The 15,756-nt window shown below is 59.7% G+C and carries 17 protein-coding genes; all 17 read left to right on the top strand.

The features are described 5' to 3' along the window. Window positions 1–10: 10 nt before the first annotated feature. Window positions 11–1,891, top strand: a complete 1,881-nt coding sequence (locus RWV98_RS15255; protein WP_317861822.1) for a hypothetical protein — start codon at window positions 11–13, stop codon at window positions 1,889–1,891. A gap of 234 nt (window positions 1,892–2,125) precedes the next feature. Continuing rightward, window positions 2,126–4,429, top strand: coding sequence for a hypothetical protein (locus RWV98_RS15250; protein WP_317861820.1), 2,304 nt, complete (start codon window positions 2,126–2,128; stop codon window positions 4,427–4,429). Between the two features lie 1,025 nt (window positions 4,430–5,454). Then, the gene (locus RWV98_RS15245; protein ID WP_280961847.1) at window positions 5,455–5,586 is read left to right on the top strand and encodes a hypothetical protein; all 132 of its coding nucleotides are present in this window, start codon (window positions 5,455–5,457) and stop codon (window positions 5,584–5,586) included. 10 nt (window positions 5,587–5,596) lie between these two features. After that, on the top strand, window positions 5,597–6,358 hold the full coding sequence (locus RWV98_RS15240; RefSeq protein ID WP_317861819.1) for a hypothetical protein: 762 nt from the start codon (window positions 5,597–5,599) through the stop codon (window positions 6,356–6,358). A 1-nt stretch (window position 6,359) separates the two neighbouring features. Continuing rightward, a complete protein-coding gene (locus RWV98_RS15235; RefSeq protein WP_317861817.1) occupies window positions 6,360–6,731 on the top strand; it encodes a hypothetical protein in 372 nt (123 codons plus the stop codon). A gap of 22 nt (window positions 6,732–6,753) precedes the next feature. After that, window positions 6,754–7,749: a Mu-like prophage major head subunit gpT family protein gene (locus RWV98_RS15230; RefSeq protein ID WP_280961844.1), complete on the top strand. Its 996-nt coding sequence runs from the start codon at window positions 6,754–6,756 to the stop codon at window positions 7,747–7,749. A gap of 123 nt (window positions 7,750–7,872) precedes the next feature. Next, entirely contained in the window at window positions 7,873–8,484 is a 612-nt protein-coding gene (locus RWV98_RS15225; protein WP_317861816.1) for a hypothetical protein, read from the top strand. Between the two features lie 20 nt (window positions 8,485–8,504). After that, window positions 8,505–8,702 carry a hypothetical protein gene (locus tag RWV98_RS15220; RefSeq protein WP_317861814.1) on the top strand — a complete coding sequence of 66 codons (198 nt, stop codon included), beginning with the start codon at window positions 8,505–8,507 and terminating at the stop codon, window positions 8,700–8,702. Between the two features lie 7 nt (window positions 8,703–8,709). After that, window positions 8,710–10,356, top strand: a complete 1,647-nt coding sequence (locus RWV98_RS15215; protein WP_317861812.1) for a hypothetical protein — start codon at window positions 8,710–8,712, stop codon at window positions 10,354–10,356. Between the two features lie 15 nt (window positions 10,357–10,371). Next, window positions 10,372–12,159 (top strand): hypothetical protein, encoded by a 1,788-nt coding sequence (locus tag RWV98_RS15210; protein WP_317861810.1) that lies wholly within the window; start codon window positions 10,372–10,374, stop codon window positions 12,157–12,159. Beyond that, the gene (locus RWV98_RS15205; RefSeq protein ID WP_317861808.1) at window positions 12,122–12,475 is read left to right on the top strand and encodes a hypothetical protein; all 354 of its coding nucleotides are present in this window, start codon (window positions 12,122–12,124) and stop codon (window positions 12,473–12,475) included. Before RWV98_RS15210 ends, RWV98_RS15205 begins: the two co-directional genes overlap by 38 nt. Window positions 12,476–12,488: 13 nt before the next feature. Further along, window positions 12,489–12,809 (top strand): hypothetical protein, encoded by a 321-nt coding sequence (locus tag RWV98_RS15200; protein WP_280961840.1) that lies wholly within the window; start codon window positions 12,489–12,491, stop codon window positions 12,807–12,809. A gap of 17 nt (window positions 12,810–12,826) precedes the next feature. After that, window positions 12,827–13,276, top strand: coding sequence for a phage holin family protein (locus tag RWV98_RS15195; protein WP_317861807.1), 450 nt, complete (start codon window positions 12,827–12,829; stop codon window positions 13,274–13,276). Continuing rightward, entirely contained in the window at window positions 13,273–13,947 is a 675-nt protein-coding gene (locus tag RWV98_RS15190) for an N-acetylmuramoyl-L-alanine amidase (RefSeq protein WP_317861806.1), read from the top strand. The genes RWV98_RS15195 and RWV98_RS15190 overlap by 4 nt, the downstream gene beginning before the upstream one ends. Further along, complete coding sequence (locus tag RWV98_RS15185) at window positions 13,944–15,050, top strand: hypothetical protein (RefSeq protein ID WP_317861804.1); 1,107 nt, start codon at window positions 13,944–13,946, stop codon at window positions 15,048–15,050. The genes RWV98_RS15190 and RWV98_RS15185 overlap by 4 nt, the downstream gene beginning before the upstream one ends. Window positions 15,051–15,286: 236 nt before the next feature. Then, a complete protein-coding gene (locus tag RWV98_RS15180; RefSeq protein WP_317861802.1) occupies window positions 15,287–15,415 on the top strand; it encodes a hypothetical protein in 129 nt (42 codons plus the stop codon). Window positions 15,416–15,533: 118 nt separating this feature from the next. Then, window positions 15,534–15,695, top strand: coding sequence for a hypothetical protein (locus tag RWV98_RS15175; protein WP_280961835.1), 162 nt, complete (start codon window positions 15,534–15,536; stop codon window positions 15,693–15,695). The last annotated feature ends 61 nt before the right edge of the window (window positions 15,696–15,756 follow it).

Here is a 15,756-nt window from a genome sequence, read left to right as displayed (position 1 = left end):
AGGCGGTTTTTTGAAAAAGGATAAGGAAAGACGGAGCAGCCTAGGGGATCGGGCGCTGCTGGCGCTTTGGCAGGCGCGGCTGGATAAAGCCAAGACGGCGTATGAAAGCGTGCTGGCGCGCATGGACCGGCGCGACGCGATGTACCGCGGCAGCCGCGAGATCGACCGTGGCGCGAACAGCGCGTTTGCGGGCCGGGTGAAGAAAGCGGGCGTGACGCGCAATATCGTGGCCGAGATCATCGAGGCGCAGGTATCGAGCGATATCCCCAGCCCCAAGGTCGCGCCGCGATACAGGCGGGACGAAGCGCGGGCCGCGCTGATCGAAAACATGCTGCGCGGCGAAATAGACCGCCTGCCGTTTGAGACTTTAAACGATCAGGATGAGCGCACCACGCCCATTCAGGGCGGCGATCTGTTCTTGGTCGAGTGGGACAGCGGTGCGCATACGCACACAACGGCGGGCGGGCTGTCGGTCACGCTCATCCATCCCAAGCAGTTCATTCCGCAGCCGGGCGTGAGCGAGATTCGCGATATGGACTACTGCTTTTTGCAGCTGGCGCAAACCAAGGCGTATATCCGCGCGAAATACGGCGCGGATGTGGCGGGGGAGGGCGAGGAGCGGCCCGAGAGCCGCGCGTTCGACGCGGAGACCGTGGACGATGTGGTAACGCAGAATATCGCCTATTTCCGGGGGCCGTCGGGCGGTATCGGCCGGGTGAGCTGGGTGAACGACGTGCTGCTCGAATACATGGAGGATTATCAGGCGCGGCGCGTCAAGCGGTGTGTAAAATGCGGCCAGCCGATGGGCGATACCTGCGCCTATTGCGGCGGCCGCAAATATGACGAGACGGTGGATGAGGGGCAGACGCTGGAACAGGACTTGCCCCTCGGCGAGGGCGTGCTGCCCGCCCTGCGTATGCAGGAGCAGGTGACGCTGGACGATCAGGGCAACGCGCTTCGCGAGAGCGAAGCGGTGCGCACGGTCGTGCCGTACTACAAGCCCGGCGTTTACCCGATCGTGATGCGGCGCAATGTAAGCGTGTTTGGGCAGTTTCTGGGCGATTCCGACGTGGACAAGATTGCCGACCAGCAAAACGAGATCAACAAGATCGGCACCAAGATCAGCGAAAAGCTGATGATGGGCGGCTCGGTCGTCACGCTGCCGCAGGGCAAGCACATCCGCCGCACGGACGAGGAGTTTAAGGTACTGGAAATCAAGGACCCGGCGGAAAAGGCGCTGGTCGATGTGCTGACCTTGCAGGGCGATATCTCCAAGGATATGGCCTATCAGGAAAGCACCTATCAGGCGGCGCGCAACCTGATAGGCGTGACCGATTCTTTTCAGGGCCGCCGCGACACGACGGCGACGAGCGGCAAGGCCAAGGAGTTCGCGGCGGCGCAGGCCGCGGGGCGGCTGGAGAGCAAGCGGACGATGAAAAACGCGGCCTATGCCGAGTTGTTTCACGTAATGTTCAAATTTATGCTCGCTTATGCGGACGAGCCCCGGCCGGTGGTGACCCGTGCGGCGGACGGCGGCGCGGATTACACGGTGTTTGACCGGTGGGATTTCCTCGAAGTCGACGAGGCGGGCGAGCCGTACTGGAACGATGAATTTCTATTCTCAGTCGATCAGACCGCGCCGCTCGCGGGCAACCGCGAAGGCATGTGGCAGGAAACGCGCATGAACCTGAAGGAGGGCTGCTTCGGTAACCCACAGGAGCTGGACACGCTGATCCTGTTCTGGCAGAAGATGGACCTGCTGCACTACCCGGGCGCAAAGGAAACGCTGACGCAGCTGGAGCAGCGCAAGGCGCAGGCCGCCCCGCCCCAGCAGAACACGCCGCTGGGCGGCATGGAAGGAGGAAACGGACATGCTTTGTCCCCATTGTGAGATCGACACCAGAGCGGAAACACGGGACGGCAAGACGGTGCAGGTCTGCCGCAACCCGCAGTGTCCGCTTTATGGGAAGACGGTGGAGAAATAATTAGGAATTAGTAATTAAAATAAGGTAATCGGCCTGAGACCGAAATTACTAATTACTAACTACTAATTGGTAATTAAATGAAAGGGGTGTAAGATTGGCAAACAAAAACGGCTACGTTTCCACGGCGGCGCTGCGGGACGATGAACAGAAAAAAAAGGGCGCTGGCGGCAGTGCAGGCGCAGATCAGCGCGGATATAAAAAACGGGGTATCGCCTGCGGCGACCATGGTAAAGACGCTTGTGCTGCCAAAGGCGCAGCCCGCGCAAAAAGGAAAGCCCGCCCCTATGGCGGGGAGGGGGAGAACGGTAAACGCGCCAGTATCTCGTTATGCGTCGGGCGGGCCTACCGCCGCGCCGGCCGCGACGTATGCGGCGGGGCAGGGGCTGGCTTTGACGCGTCCCGCGCGGGTGCAGACACCGCGTACCGCACAGGTGAGCTTACCGTTTTTGCCGCAAGGCCCATTGCCGTTGGACAAGCGCTTTCATGCAACTGGTTCGGAGTTCATGACAGCCCCAAAACCGGCGCAGCAAATGCATATGCTGTTCGCCGGTGTACAGGGGCTGACATTGGATGAATATGAGCGGCAGCAAAACGCGGCAAATGCATTGTCGCGGTATAATGAAGCGCATACGCCCCGAAACGTTCGGGAGGTAGCGTTTGGACGAGTGACGGATGCAGAGGCTGACGCGGCGCGTGCCGTTCTGATCGACCTGTACAGCCGTCCCTACGAGGTGTGGACGCAAAACGAGCGGGCAGAGCAGCAAAGAGCGTCCGGGGTGTTTCGTACTTATGTGAAAAATCAGCAAGCGCTTGGGCAGCGGGTTAATCCGCTGGACACTCAGTTGGCGGACATGTCCGGACGATTTGGAAACGCGGCGCGGAGCATTTATAACGAGACGGTCGCCGCGCTGCCGGTGTTAGTCGAAACGGCGCAGCAGCAGGCGGATAACACAGCGCAAAGCCGAAAAAACCCCGCATATGGCACGTTGGAGAACGAGATTGCCGCGCTCAACGACTATCTTCGTGCGGCGGCGGCAAACTCGCCGGAGGACTACTATGTAAACGGCGGTATGACGGGCGAGCAGTGGAAGCGCTATCAGCAAACCGGCACGCTTCCCACCGGCATACCGTTAACAGTGCATGAATACGACACAAAACGCAAACGCCTGCAGGAGGCCGAGGCACAGCGCCGCGAAATGGCCGTTACAACGCCGGTTTCACCAGATGCGTGGGGCGCGCGGAAAATGAACCTTGCGGCCCAGCAGCGGGAAAACGCTTTGATGGGGCTATCCGGGGCGGAGCGTTTTCTCGGCGGCACGGCGATCGGACTGGCCGACAATACGTTAACGCTGCCGCTGGCGGCGGTCAATCCGGCTTTGCCGCTCGCCGCAATGGGCACAAAGGCCGCGGCGCAAAAGACAAACGAGCTGAACGGGCGTGGCTTTGCACCGGGAGAGGCGGCCCTGCGGGGGATGCTGGCGGGCGGTACCGAGGTGCTGACAGAAAAAATGCCGGTCGAAACGATGTGGAACATCGTCAAGACCGGCGGCAAGGGCTATATCAAGAATATTCTGACGCAGATGGGCGTGGAGGCAACCGAGGAGGCGGCCTCTACCGTTCTGAACCATGCGGCGGATGTGATGGCGAACGACCCGGAAGCGAAGCTGTCGTGGCAGGATGTTGCATTATCTGCGTTCGGCGGGATGCTGTCCGCCGCTGGCGGCGCGGCGATCGGCACGGCGCTGCATCACGGTGCGCACAGGGTAAACGAACTCCTGCCGGGCTTTATTGAAAAAGCCGCAACGGTGAAAGATAAGATCAAAGCAAGTCTGGAGGAGCCGGCGTATGACGTTGATCCCGCTGCGGTGAAAACCTCATGGAAGGAAAGAACCTACATGGAGGACGGCAAAATGTATTTGCAATCGGAGGATCAGCAGCGACTTTATGAAGTTCCGTTACAGGCGGAAATAGAATATACAGTGAACGATGAAGGACGCGTGTTGATGGGTATACCGGTCATGGAGCGCGTCGATCCGCAAGATTTCCGGGACTTTATCAAGGCTTTTGCTGAACTGAATCTGAATACCAAGTACGCACTGGACACGATTACCGTTACGGAAGCAAAACCTGTTGCTGTAAAGGCTACCAATGAACAAATTATCATTACACAAACAGGCATCAATGATTTTGCAAAAAAGATTCGAGGCGCAGGCGTTAAAAACAAGGACAATGCGGAAAGCGCGTTGCTGCTCAATAAAATCATTGAGAATATGAAGCCTACAGGAAAAAGCGAAAATGTAAAAGGCCGGGTAAATCCATTCTCCTATTATACCAGTGCTTTTTCAGTCGATGGCAGACACTATTCGGTTAGACTGAGCATCAAAAATGTTCCGCAGGGAGATCGATACTATTACCACGCATTAGATAAAATAAAAATAGAGTAGGACAGATCTACGGCAGCTGCGGAGAATATCCGAAACATACCTAAGAGATGAGCCCTACCCTAATATCAAGTATACTATGAACCGTTTGAAAAAGCAACCCAGATCGATGGGAACTGGCTTTGGATAAATAAAAATAGAGTAGGACAAATCTACGGCAATCGCGGAGAATATCCGCAACATACCAGACAGTTGCGGAGAATATCCACAACATACCTACGAAATAAGTCCTACCCTAATACGAAGTATACCACGAGCCGTTTGAAAAAACAAGAGCATCAGCCAGCTTCTTTCAATCAGGCTCCAATTGCCTGAAGCGATCGCTGACGATACTCTTGTTGCTTATAGTATATACGCTAGCGCTAAAAATAGCAACTAATTTTGTACTAAAGTCATTGAAATGGGGGATGTGAATATGATCACAAAAAAGCAAAGCCACCGGTAACCGGGCGCCGGTGCAGCATACCACGTATGACACCGACCAAATCAACCCGTCCGCCGACAGCTTTGCTTAGATAGAGTATAACGCAGGATCATGGATATCGTCAAGCTAATGATACGGGAATGGTAGTTTTAGGAAAGACGATAAAAAAGAGTAGGACAGATCTACGGCAATCGCGAAGAATATCCGCAACATACCACGGCAACTGCGGAGAATATCCACAGAATACCTATGAGATGAGCCTACCCTAATATAGGGTATACCACGAGCCGTTAAAAAAAGCAAGCCAGCTCTATGGAAACTTGGTGAATTTGAATAAATAAAAAGAGTAGGACAAATCTACGGCAGCCCCGGAGAATATCCGCAACATACCAGGCAGTTGCGGAGAATATCCACAACGTACCTACGAAATAAGTCCTACCCTAATATCAAGTATACCACGAATTACTTAAAGAAACAAGTCTGGAGGAGTGAGGAGGTAGGAGTGAAGGAGACGCGCAAAGCGTGTTATTCCAATGCGGCCTTTGGCCGTAAAACTTCTACTTCCTACCTCCTAACTCCTACCTGATTGAAAGGGGGTGAGAGCATGGAGAAGAAGGGCAGCTATATCGGCAAGATTGCGAACAAGGGCGCGCAAGAAGTGAAAGCGCCGCTCGCACAGGGCGCGGGCAAAAAGCCGTCGGTCAAAAAGGGCGGCGACCTGAGAACGGGCAAGTAAGATGCGGATCATGAAGAAGGAAGGAGAAGCAATGGAAGAGGAAGAGACAAGGGCGCTGGAAGAAGCGTTTGAGGAGACGGACGAACCGGAGGAATTTTCCGGCGCGCCCGAGGCCGAAGCACCCGAACCGGAGGAGGAACACCGCCGCGCGGAGGCGGATTTACAGGCTAGGCTGGCCGAGGAGGCCGACCGCGCCGTGCGCGATACCTACGCGGGACAGATAAACCCCTATACCGGCATGCCGATTCAGAGCCGGCGTGATCTGGACGAGTACCGGCAGGCCCTGCGGGCGGATCAGCTGCGGCAGGCCGGGCTGGAGCCGGACGTTTTAAGCGAGCTGATCGCGAATGATCCGGCGGTGCGGCAGGCGCGCGAGCTGACCGAGCGCCTGAGCCGGCAGGAGGGCGAGCAGGCGCTGCAGCGCGCGGTTTCCGAAATCGGATCGCTTGATCCGTCCATCCGTTCGGTGCGCGACCTGATGGAGCAGCCGAACGCCGAGGCGTTTCACGGCTACGTACAGAAGGGTTATGGGCTGGCCGAAGCGTACCGGCTGGCGAATTTTGACCGGCTGACCGGGCAAAAGGCCGCCGCCGCGCGGCAGGCGGCGATCAACAGCCTTGCGGGCAAAAGCCACATGGGCCCGACGCGCGGCGGCAGCGGACGCGATGTGACCATCCCCGCCGCCGAGCTAGAGCTGTTCCGCGCGCTGAATCCGGAGGCGAGCGACCGCGAGATCATGGCGTTTTACGCCAAACAGAGAGAGGAAGGATAACATGTTGAAACTTTATAAACGCGATACCTTTACCACGGCGCCGGTCGAGCGGGTACCGGCGGCGGTGGGCGCTGCGTATGCGCCGGGGCAGGCGCTGACGGTGACGGACGGCGCAGCCGCTACGGCCACGGGCGCGCCCCTGTACATCGCGCAGGGCCCGGCGGCGGGCGGCACGGTTCCGTGTATCCGCGTGCACCACGATATGGTGTTTCAGGCGCCGCTGACGGCGGTCGGCACAGCGCTTAAGGTGGGCGATAAGGTAACGCTTTCGGCGGACGGCCTCGGCGTGACCGCCGCCACCGCGGCAGGCGTGGCCGAGATCGTACAAATTGACGGCACCTCCGTGGGCAGCACGGTAAAGGTGCGGTTTTAAGGAATAAAGGAGGAATAAAAATATGGCAGGAATCGTATTTTCCAAGCTGTCCGGCCTGAACGACAGCGTATTCGGCAAATCGGCGGAGCCAATCCGCATGCTGCTCGAGAAACGGGCGGAGGCGTTTGAGGAATCCAGTCTGGTCAAAAAGCTGTTCGCCAAGGAGCGCAGCAAAAGCTTTGGCGAAAAGACAGTATCCATGACCGCGATGGAGGGCTTCCAGCCCACCGGCGAAGGAGGCGCGTATCCGGACGACGAGCTGCAAGAGGGCTTTTCCAAGTTCATCGAGCACGTGACGTGGAAGGATAAATTCACCATCACGCGCGAAATGATTGAGGACGCAAAGCTGATGGACCTTCGCAAAAAGCCCGCGGCGTTTATCACGGGCTACCATCGCACCTGCGAAATGTTCGGCGCGGCTATGCTGGCGGGCGGCACGGGCGCTTCCATTACATTTCGCGGCATGCCGTTCGACACGACCGCACAGGACGGCATGCCGCTCTTCTGCAAAGAACATAAGAGCAAGGTAAACGCCAAGTTTAACCAGTCCAACCTGTTTGCCAACGAGTTTTCGGCGGACGCGCTCGGTCTGGCCGAGACCGCTATGCAAAACCTGACGGATGACAACGGCAACCCGCTCGCCATGGCGCCGGATACCATCGTCATCGCCAATAGCGCCGCAATGAAAAAGGCGGTGTTTGAGGCCATCGGCGCGGACAAGGATCCGGATACCTCGAACAACGGCTTTAACTACCAGTACGGTCGCTGGAATGTGATTATCAACCCCTATTTCAACGGTTTGATCGGCGAAAAGGCGTGGATGCTGATGGATTCCGCATACAACCGCGACGTTTCCGGCAACGTGTGGTACGAGCGCACGCCGCTGGAAGTCACCCCTTGGGTCGATCACAACAACGACAACGCGGTTTGGAACGGCAGGGCGCGCTTCGGCGTGGGCTTTAACGACTGGCGGCAGATCGCCATGGGCGGCGTGACCGGCGGAACAGAGCTTGTTTAATTAGGAATGAGTAATTAGTAATTGAAAGAACGGGGTGCAGAAAATTAAAATGGCCGCCTATGGCGGCTTCCATAATTCCTAACTCCTAATTCCTAATTACTAATTGAAAAGGGGTTTTGTAGAGTGAAAACATGGAAGGACATCAAGCTTGAGGCGCTGGGGCTGATGTTTTCGCGAACGGACGGCGGGGCGGTGGTTGCGCTGACGAGCGAGGATGTGGCCGATTTTGCAAACGAAATGATCGACGCCGCGAACTACGCGCTGCGCGATCTGGCCACGGTCGTGCCGATCGTGCGGGTGCTGCGCCTTGCGCAGCAGGGCGCGGGGCTTAAAAAATACGACCTGCGCGATCAGGCGCCTGATTTTATGCGCCTGATCGACGACCGGCTCGCCTTTGAAGACGGGGACCGCTATGAAAGCGTGGATGAGTACCGGCTGGAGGGCGGCGCGGTGATCGTGCTGCCAGGCCGGGAAAGCGGCGCGTATCTGCTTTCGTATGAGGCCTACCCGGAAGAGGTGCGCGCGGACACGCCCGAAGGACAGATTTTTTCTCTTGCGCCGGAGGCGCTCGATCTGGTGCCGGTCTACATGGCATCCCGTATTTACGGGGAGGAGGACATTTCGCTGGCAACGCACTATTTAAACCAGTACCATGTGCGGCGAAGCGAGCTTGCCGCGCGCGGCATGCCGCGCGGCACGGGCGGCGGATTTGCGACGCGGACCGGCTGGAGCTGATATAAAGGAGAGGGGAACATATGGCGGCAACATTTGGGGCGCCGGACAGCCCGAAAAAGTACACAAGAGTCTATGCGGGCTTCAAGGGCGTGGACCTATCGACCGATCCGACGCAAATCGATGAAAAACGCGGGGCGGACGGTACGGTCAATCTGATATCGGACGCGGGCGGCAACCCGGAGAAAAAGGCCGGGCTGGCGCACCGTCCTTACCTGTGAAGCGCCGGTGAACGGCCTGTACCGCGGCGTTTTAAAGGGGCGGGAGGTATTCCTGTGTCACGGCGGCACCAAGCTTTACCAGTGGACGGACAGCGGCCTGACGCAGCTTTGCGACGGGCTGGCGAACAAACGCGGCAGCAGCTTTGTGATGAACGACAAGCTGTGGGTGCTGACCGGCGGCGAATACCTTTGTTACGACGGCAGCGCCGTGCGCCGCGTGGACGCGGACGCCTATGTGCCGACCACCACCATAGCGGCAAAGCCCGCGGGCGGCGGGCAGAGCTACGACGCGGTCAACCTGCTAAGCCCCAAGCGGCGCAATACCTTTTTAGGGGACGGCGCGGCCAAGGCCTTTCAGCTAGACGCGACCGGCGTGCAGGCCGTGGAAGAGATCAAGGTGAACGGCGGCGTATGGGGCGCGGACCGGTATTCGCTGGACGGGAACGCGGGGCGCGTGAATTTTAACGAGGCCCCGCCCGCCCCGCCCGTGACCGGCGTGCCCAATGTGGAGATCACCTTCCGCAAGCCGGTGGACGGCTACGCCGACCGCATCAATAAATGCACGCTTTCGGTCGTTTACGGCGGGGGCGGGAGCGACCGCGTGTTTTTAAGCGGCAACCCGGATCATCCTTCGACGGACTGGCACTGCGAGACCGGCGATCCGACCTATTTCCCCGACCTGTCCTACAGCCGCATCGGGGCGGACGGCACGCGCATTATGGGCTACTGCCGGATGGGGGACGATCTGGCGATCGTCAAGGAGGACAACCGGCAGGACGCGACGATCTATCTGCGCGGCTATACCATGACCGACACGGGCGTGCTGTTTCCGGTGCGCGCGGGCGTGGCCGGTGTGGGCGCGGTAGCGGTGGGATCGTTTGGCTATCTGGTGGACGAGCCTCTCTTTCTGTCGCGCACCGGCGTGTACGCGCTGACCGCCTCGAACATCACGGCCATGCGGCAGGTGCAGAACCGCTCCTACTATGTAGACGCACGGCTGACGCGGGAGCATGACCTGCAAAACGCGGTGTGCGCGGTATGGAACGGCTATTACATCCTGTGTGTCGATTCGCGCTGTTATGTGCTGGATGGGCGGCAGAACAAGACCTACAAGCCCCAATCCTACGGCGATTTTGTGTACGAGTGCTATTACTGGGAGGGCGTACCCGCCGTTTGCTTTTTGGAGGTGAACGGCAGCCTGTATTTCGGCACGGCAAACGGCAGGATATGCCGCTTTTACACCGACCGCGAGGATACCGCGCGCTATGCGGACGACGGCGCGGCCATCGTGGCGCGCTGGGCGACCAAATCGGACGACGACGGTGATTTCATGCGCAAAAAGACCATGGTTAAGCGCGGTTCGGGCGTAATGATCAAGCCGTACGCGCGATCGGGCGCGAAGATATACGCGCGCACCGACCGCGACGTGGGCCGTGTGATCCGTTCGGGCACGATGGATCTGTTCAGCTGGGAGGATATCGACTTTGAGCGCATCACCTTTAACGGAAACGACGCGCCGCAGGTCATCCCTTTTAACGTAAAGCGCAAAAAGTATCTGACCATGCAGTTGCTGATTGAAAACGACGGCGTAAGCGAAGGGTTTGGTATTTACGGTATCATCAAGCGGTACACGGTGGGAAATTACAATAAGTAAGGAGGCATATGCGGCATGAGTTTGACAGACCGCAAGATCACAGAGGAACAGCTGCGGCAAAACGCGGTGGCGGCCTGCCCGGACACGATGCGCGATTCCGCGCAGGCAAACAAACAGAAATTCGACCGCCTGCCGACGCTGCTCGCGGCGCAGATGAACGGCGCGATCGACGATCTGGCGGGCAACGCGGGCGCGCAGCAGATCGGCACGGCGGAGGGGAAAAGCGTACAGCAGGCGCTGGATCAACGCGTCAAGGCCCACGGCGTCGGCGTCAATTATTTGCGCATCGGCCTAGGCAACCGGCTGGAAACGTCGAGCGACGGGGCGACGTGGCAGGCCACGGGCTCTTCCGGCCATGCGATCTTGGATGCGAACCTAAAAGGCATGCCCCAGCGGACTTGGCTGCAGTTTAAGGACTGCGAGTTGGAGGATTGGCCCGAACTGAGCACAACGGTCGTGCATGGCATCAAGGGCGACCAAGGCAAGCGGGGGCCGGAGGGCATACAAGGCGTGCGCGGCGAAAAGGGCGAAAAAGGCGATACCGGCAGCGCGATCATCCCGCATGTCGATCAGGACACGGGGCTGATGAGCTTTTCCACAGGAGAAAGCGGCGCTGTGCCCGCGCCGGTCTATGTGCGCGGGCCGCAAGGCCCGCAGGGAGTACAGGGCACGGCGGGCCCTGCGGGACCGCAAGGCGCGCAGGGCGTGGCGGGCCCCAAGGGCGACCCCGGCCCGCGCGGCGTAGCGGGCGATCAAGGCCCGTCAGGCCCGCGCGGCCCGCAGGGCGTGGAGGGGCCGCGCGGCGAGACCGGGCCCTCGGGTGAGATCGGCCCGCAAGGCCCGACCGGCGCCAAAGGCGCCAAGGGCGACCCCGGCGAAGCCGGGCCGCGCGGGTTAACGGGTGCGGAAGGCCCGGTCGGCCCGGCCGGTCCGCAGGGCATTCAGGGTCCGCTCGGCCCCATCGGGCCGGAAGGTCCCAAGGGGGAAAAGGGCGATCCCGGCGTGCCCGGTCCCGCAGGAGAAGCCGGGCCGCAAGGTCCGGCCGGTATGCAAGGGCCGCGCGGTACGCAGGGCGCAACAGGACCCGCGGGCCCACAGGGGCCGCAGGGCATGCAGGGCGCCAAGGGCGACCGGGGGCTGGATGGACGCTCCTTTGAAATCAAGGATGTGTACCCCACGCTGGCTGCGTTACAAGCGGCGTTTCCAAACGGCGCGGGCGGTGCTTATCAGGTCTCGGCGGGCGGCGAATTATATATTTGGAGCGACGCCAACCTTGCGTGGCAGTCGATCGGCGCGCTGCAAGGCCCGGAAGGGCCGCGCGGGCCGCAGGGCGTACAGGGCATGCAAGGCGGACAGGGCGAACCCGGCCCGCAGGGCGAGCCGGGCGCGGAAGGGCCGCAGGGCGAGCAAGGGCTGACCGGCCCCGCCGGGCCGCAGGGCGAAAAAAGGCGAAAAGGGCGACCCCGGCCCGACCGGCGCGGCTGGGCCCACTGGCCCGCAGGGCCCAAAAGGCGAAACCGGCCCCAAAGGCCCGGCGGGGCCAAAGGGCGATACGGGCGACGCCGGCCCCAAGGGCGACCCGGGCGAAACCGGGCCAAAAGGCCCCAAGGGAGATACAGGCCCGCGCGGCGAGGCCGGGCCGCAAGGCATACAGGGCATTCAGGGACCGGCGGGCAGCGCGGCCAGCGTGCACGTCGGCACGGTGGCGACGGGCGAGCCGGGCGCGGACGCCACCGTGTTCAACAGTGGCAGCGCGGCGGAGGCCGTGCTGGATTTCTCTATCCCGCGCGGCCGGACGGGTGAAAAAGGCGAAAAGGGCGATGCCGGCCCGCAAGGGCCGATGGGGCCGGGCGTTACCATTGAATCGGTTACGGTGACGTTGCGGGCCGATGGCTGGATCGGCAACGGGCCGTTTGCACAGTCTGTCGCTGTGCCGGGGCTGACCGATCAGGGCAACGGTCTGGCGGGCGTATCCCCAAACGCGACCTTTGCCCAGCGCAACGCGGCCCGGCGCGCGGCGCTTTATTTAACCAATCAGGCGGCGGGCTCGCTCACGCTCACGGCGGACGGAGTCAAGCCTCCGGTCGATCTGCCCATCGCCGTGACGCTGCTGAAATGAGGTGAGAGGATAGATGATAATCGGCAATTTTCCGCTCGGCCTTGCAAACGAACCGGAGCTGGTCCGGGTGGACATCGGCGGAACGCTGGTGGACTATTTTCACCTGTTTTATTATGTGACGCTGGAGGACGGCTTTCTCACTTGGAAGCTTTGGCAGGATGATTCCTACCATGTCATGGTGTGCAAAAACACGCCCGCCATTTGGCAGTTTTCCGAACCGGTGACGGTAGCGCCCGAGTTTGAACGCATCATCCCGATGGAGGGCATGATCACCGACGGCCTGACCGAGGTTTACATAATCGACCACGCGGGCGGATTCCGTCCGGTGGAGTAAAAGAAAGGAAGAGAAAAATGGAAACGATGATTCGCATGAAGCACGCGGTGTTGGGCGCGTTGGCGGTGGTTGGCGGCGTAATGGCAAAGTGCTTTGGCGGGTGGGACACGGCGCTGCAAGTGCTGGTCGGCCTGATGGCCGCGGACTATATCACGGGCCTGCTGGTGGCTGCGGTTTGGCAGCGCTCCGGCAAGTCGGAAAACGGCGCGCTGGATTCCCGCGCGTGCTTTAAAGGCATTTGCAGAAAGTGCATGGTGCTGCTGCTGGTTTGGCTGGGCGTCATGCTCGACCGCGCGACGGGCGCGGGCGTGTTCCGCACCATGGTGGTCCTGTTTTTTGTGGGCAACGAAGGGCTTTCGCTGCTGGAAAATCTGGGGCTGATGGGGGTGCGCTATCCCGAAGCCTTGCGCCGCGCGCTGGAAGCTATGCAACAGAAAGGCGATAAGGGGGGCGACGGCGAGGCATGAAGATTATAGAAAGCGATCTGCCGCACCGGGGCGCGTTTACCGCGCGCAGCAAGACCGAAGCGATCATTTTGCATCACGCGGAGGCCTCGCGCGCATCGGTAACCGAGGTGAACGAATGGCATTTGGGCCGGGGCTGGAACGGCATCGGCTATCATTATTACATCCGCAAGGACGGCGGCGTTTATCGCGGCAGGCCGGAATGGTCGCTGGGCGCGCACGCCATCGGGGCAAATGACTGGTCGATCGGCGTGTGTTGCGAAGGCGCGTACATGATCGAGACCATGCCACGGGCGCAGCTCGACAGCCTGAAAGCCCTGCTGCGCGAGTTAGAAGGGCGCTACGGCAGGCTAAAGCTGTTGCGCCACCGCGACGTCAGCGAGACCGATTGTCCGGGCGACCGGTTTCCTTGGGCGGAAGTAAAAGCGTTTTGGGAGGAGGATCAAATGACAAAGCAAGAAGTACGCCGGATGATCGAAGAGGCACTGGCGGATTATATCGCGGGCAGCGGCGACCAGCCGAGCACGTGGGCGCGCTCCGCGTGGGATAAGGTCAAGCGCACGAGCGTGATGGACGGCATGGCGCCCCGCGCGCCGATGACGCGGGAAATGGGCGCGGTCGTGCTCGACCGCCTTGGCCTGTTGGATAAGGCGGAGGGGGATGACGCAAAATGAGTGCTTTCGGCGCGGCCTTTGGCACCATGCTGAACGCGGCGGCTTCGGCCGCCGCTAATACGATCAAGAAGAAAAAGCCGTCCTCCGGCAGTTCGCAGAGCACGGGCGGGAACAAGGGTTCGTCCTCCGGCGGTTCTCATAGCTACGGCAATGTGACGAACGCGGGCGACGGCACGATCTCGCAGGCAGATTACAACCGCTATGCGCAGACGGCGCAAAACGCCGCGAACAACTGGAAACTGGAAAGCGACCCGGCCAGAAAGGAATACTGGCATCAGGTAGCGGTGGAGGCAAACACCAAGCTTGGCAAAAGCTATGATGACCATACCGGCACTTGGTCGGGCGGCTATACGGTGGAACAGCCGTATGACAAAAGCTTTGCCGAATCCGTCGGCAGCGGCTACGACGAGGCCGCGGCCCGCGCGCAGGCCGCGCGGGACGCCGCGATCAATAGCGGGGTCTCGTCCTTGCAGCAGCAGATCCCCGGTATCAACCAGAATTACGATGAAGCCGCGCGGCAAGCCTATATCAATTATATGCAGGCGCAGAAGCAGCTGCCGGGCCAGTTGTCGGCGGTCGGCGTGAGCGGGCAGGGCGCGGCGGAATCCACCATGGCCCAGCAGCAAAACGCCTATCAGAACACGCTGTCAAATACCGAATTGGCGCGTCAAAAAGCGCTCGCGGCCAATCAGGATGCGCAGCAAAATGTACGCCTGACCGCCGATCTTAAATACGCGGACAGCGCGGCGAATATCGCCTTGCAGCAGGCGCAGGCGGCGCAGGCCTATCTGGCGCAGCAGCAGGCGGCGCTTGATTCGCAGAAGAATTATCTGCTCAATTACGGCAGCCTGACCGGCAGCATGGGCGGCGTGCCGACGCTCGGCTACCAGCAGTACCAAAGCGATAACGTCTACCGCGACAAGCAGTTCGATCAAAGCCAGCAGGCCATGGATTACGACCAGCAAATGGCGATGAAAAGCTACTACATGAATCTGTGGCAGGGCATGGGCACGCGCGGCGCCACGCCGGAGATCGCGCAGATGCTCGGCATCCCGGTCGGCTCCGTCTATGGACAAGGTACCTATAACGGCAATTATTACTAAAGGATAAAAAGGGGCGGGCGTTTCCCAATGTCATTCAGATAAGGTCAGGCAAGACAAAAAGGTAACGCAAACACAGAAAAAGTAGGGCGTGGTCCAGACCAGCTTCTCTTGGCCTTCGGCCAATTCACTTTCTCGCGCCCTACTAGCTCGGTGAATTCCTTGTTTTTTACTATGCGTTTCCCTTATCTTAATAACATTGGGGCGTTTCCGCCCCCTTTTTTAGAAGGGAGGAAGCAATGGCAAGCAGACGAGAGCATGAAGAAAAAAAGAAACGGGATGCGCTTTTAAAATCACAGATGCAATATGTGGGCAATCCCGCCGCAGGCGCGCTGGCGCTGGCGCGCAGCGCGCAAAGCAAGGCATAACAAAGCCCGTCCCCCAAAGCGGGACGGGCAGATGGGTCGCTGGGGTTGAATGCAATTTCAGCGTTCGTTGACAGGGCTATAGGGACGGACTATAATCGAATAAACGAAGGAGAGATAAATGAAAGGCAAAAAACAAGGCTTGACCGAAAAGAAAAAAGGATTTTCGGAAAAAATGAAAGCAGACTTGAAACGATATCTCGAGTCGCAAGGGATCCAAAATTCCAGAATGGAGGTAACAGAAGAGGAACTGGAAAAACAAGGCGACTCTTGCGTGAAATAAAAAAGCGATACGATAAGAAATAGAAAGACAAGGGGACACGTTAACCGTACCGCCGTCTTCC

Source organism: Agathobaculum sp. NTUH-O15-33 (assembly GCF_033193315.1).
GTDB lineage: Bacteria > Bacillota > Clostridia > Oscillospirales > Butyricicoccaceae > Agathobaculum > Agathobaculum faecihominis_A.
Note: the sequence above shows the minus strand (reverse complement) of the source record. Positions and strands in the feature narration are given on the sequence as shown.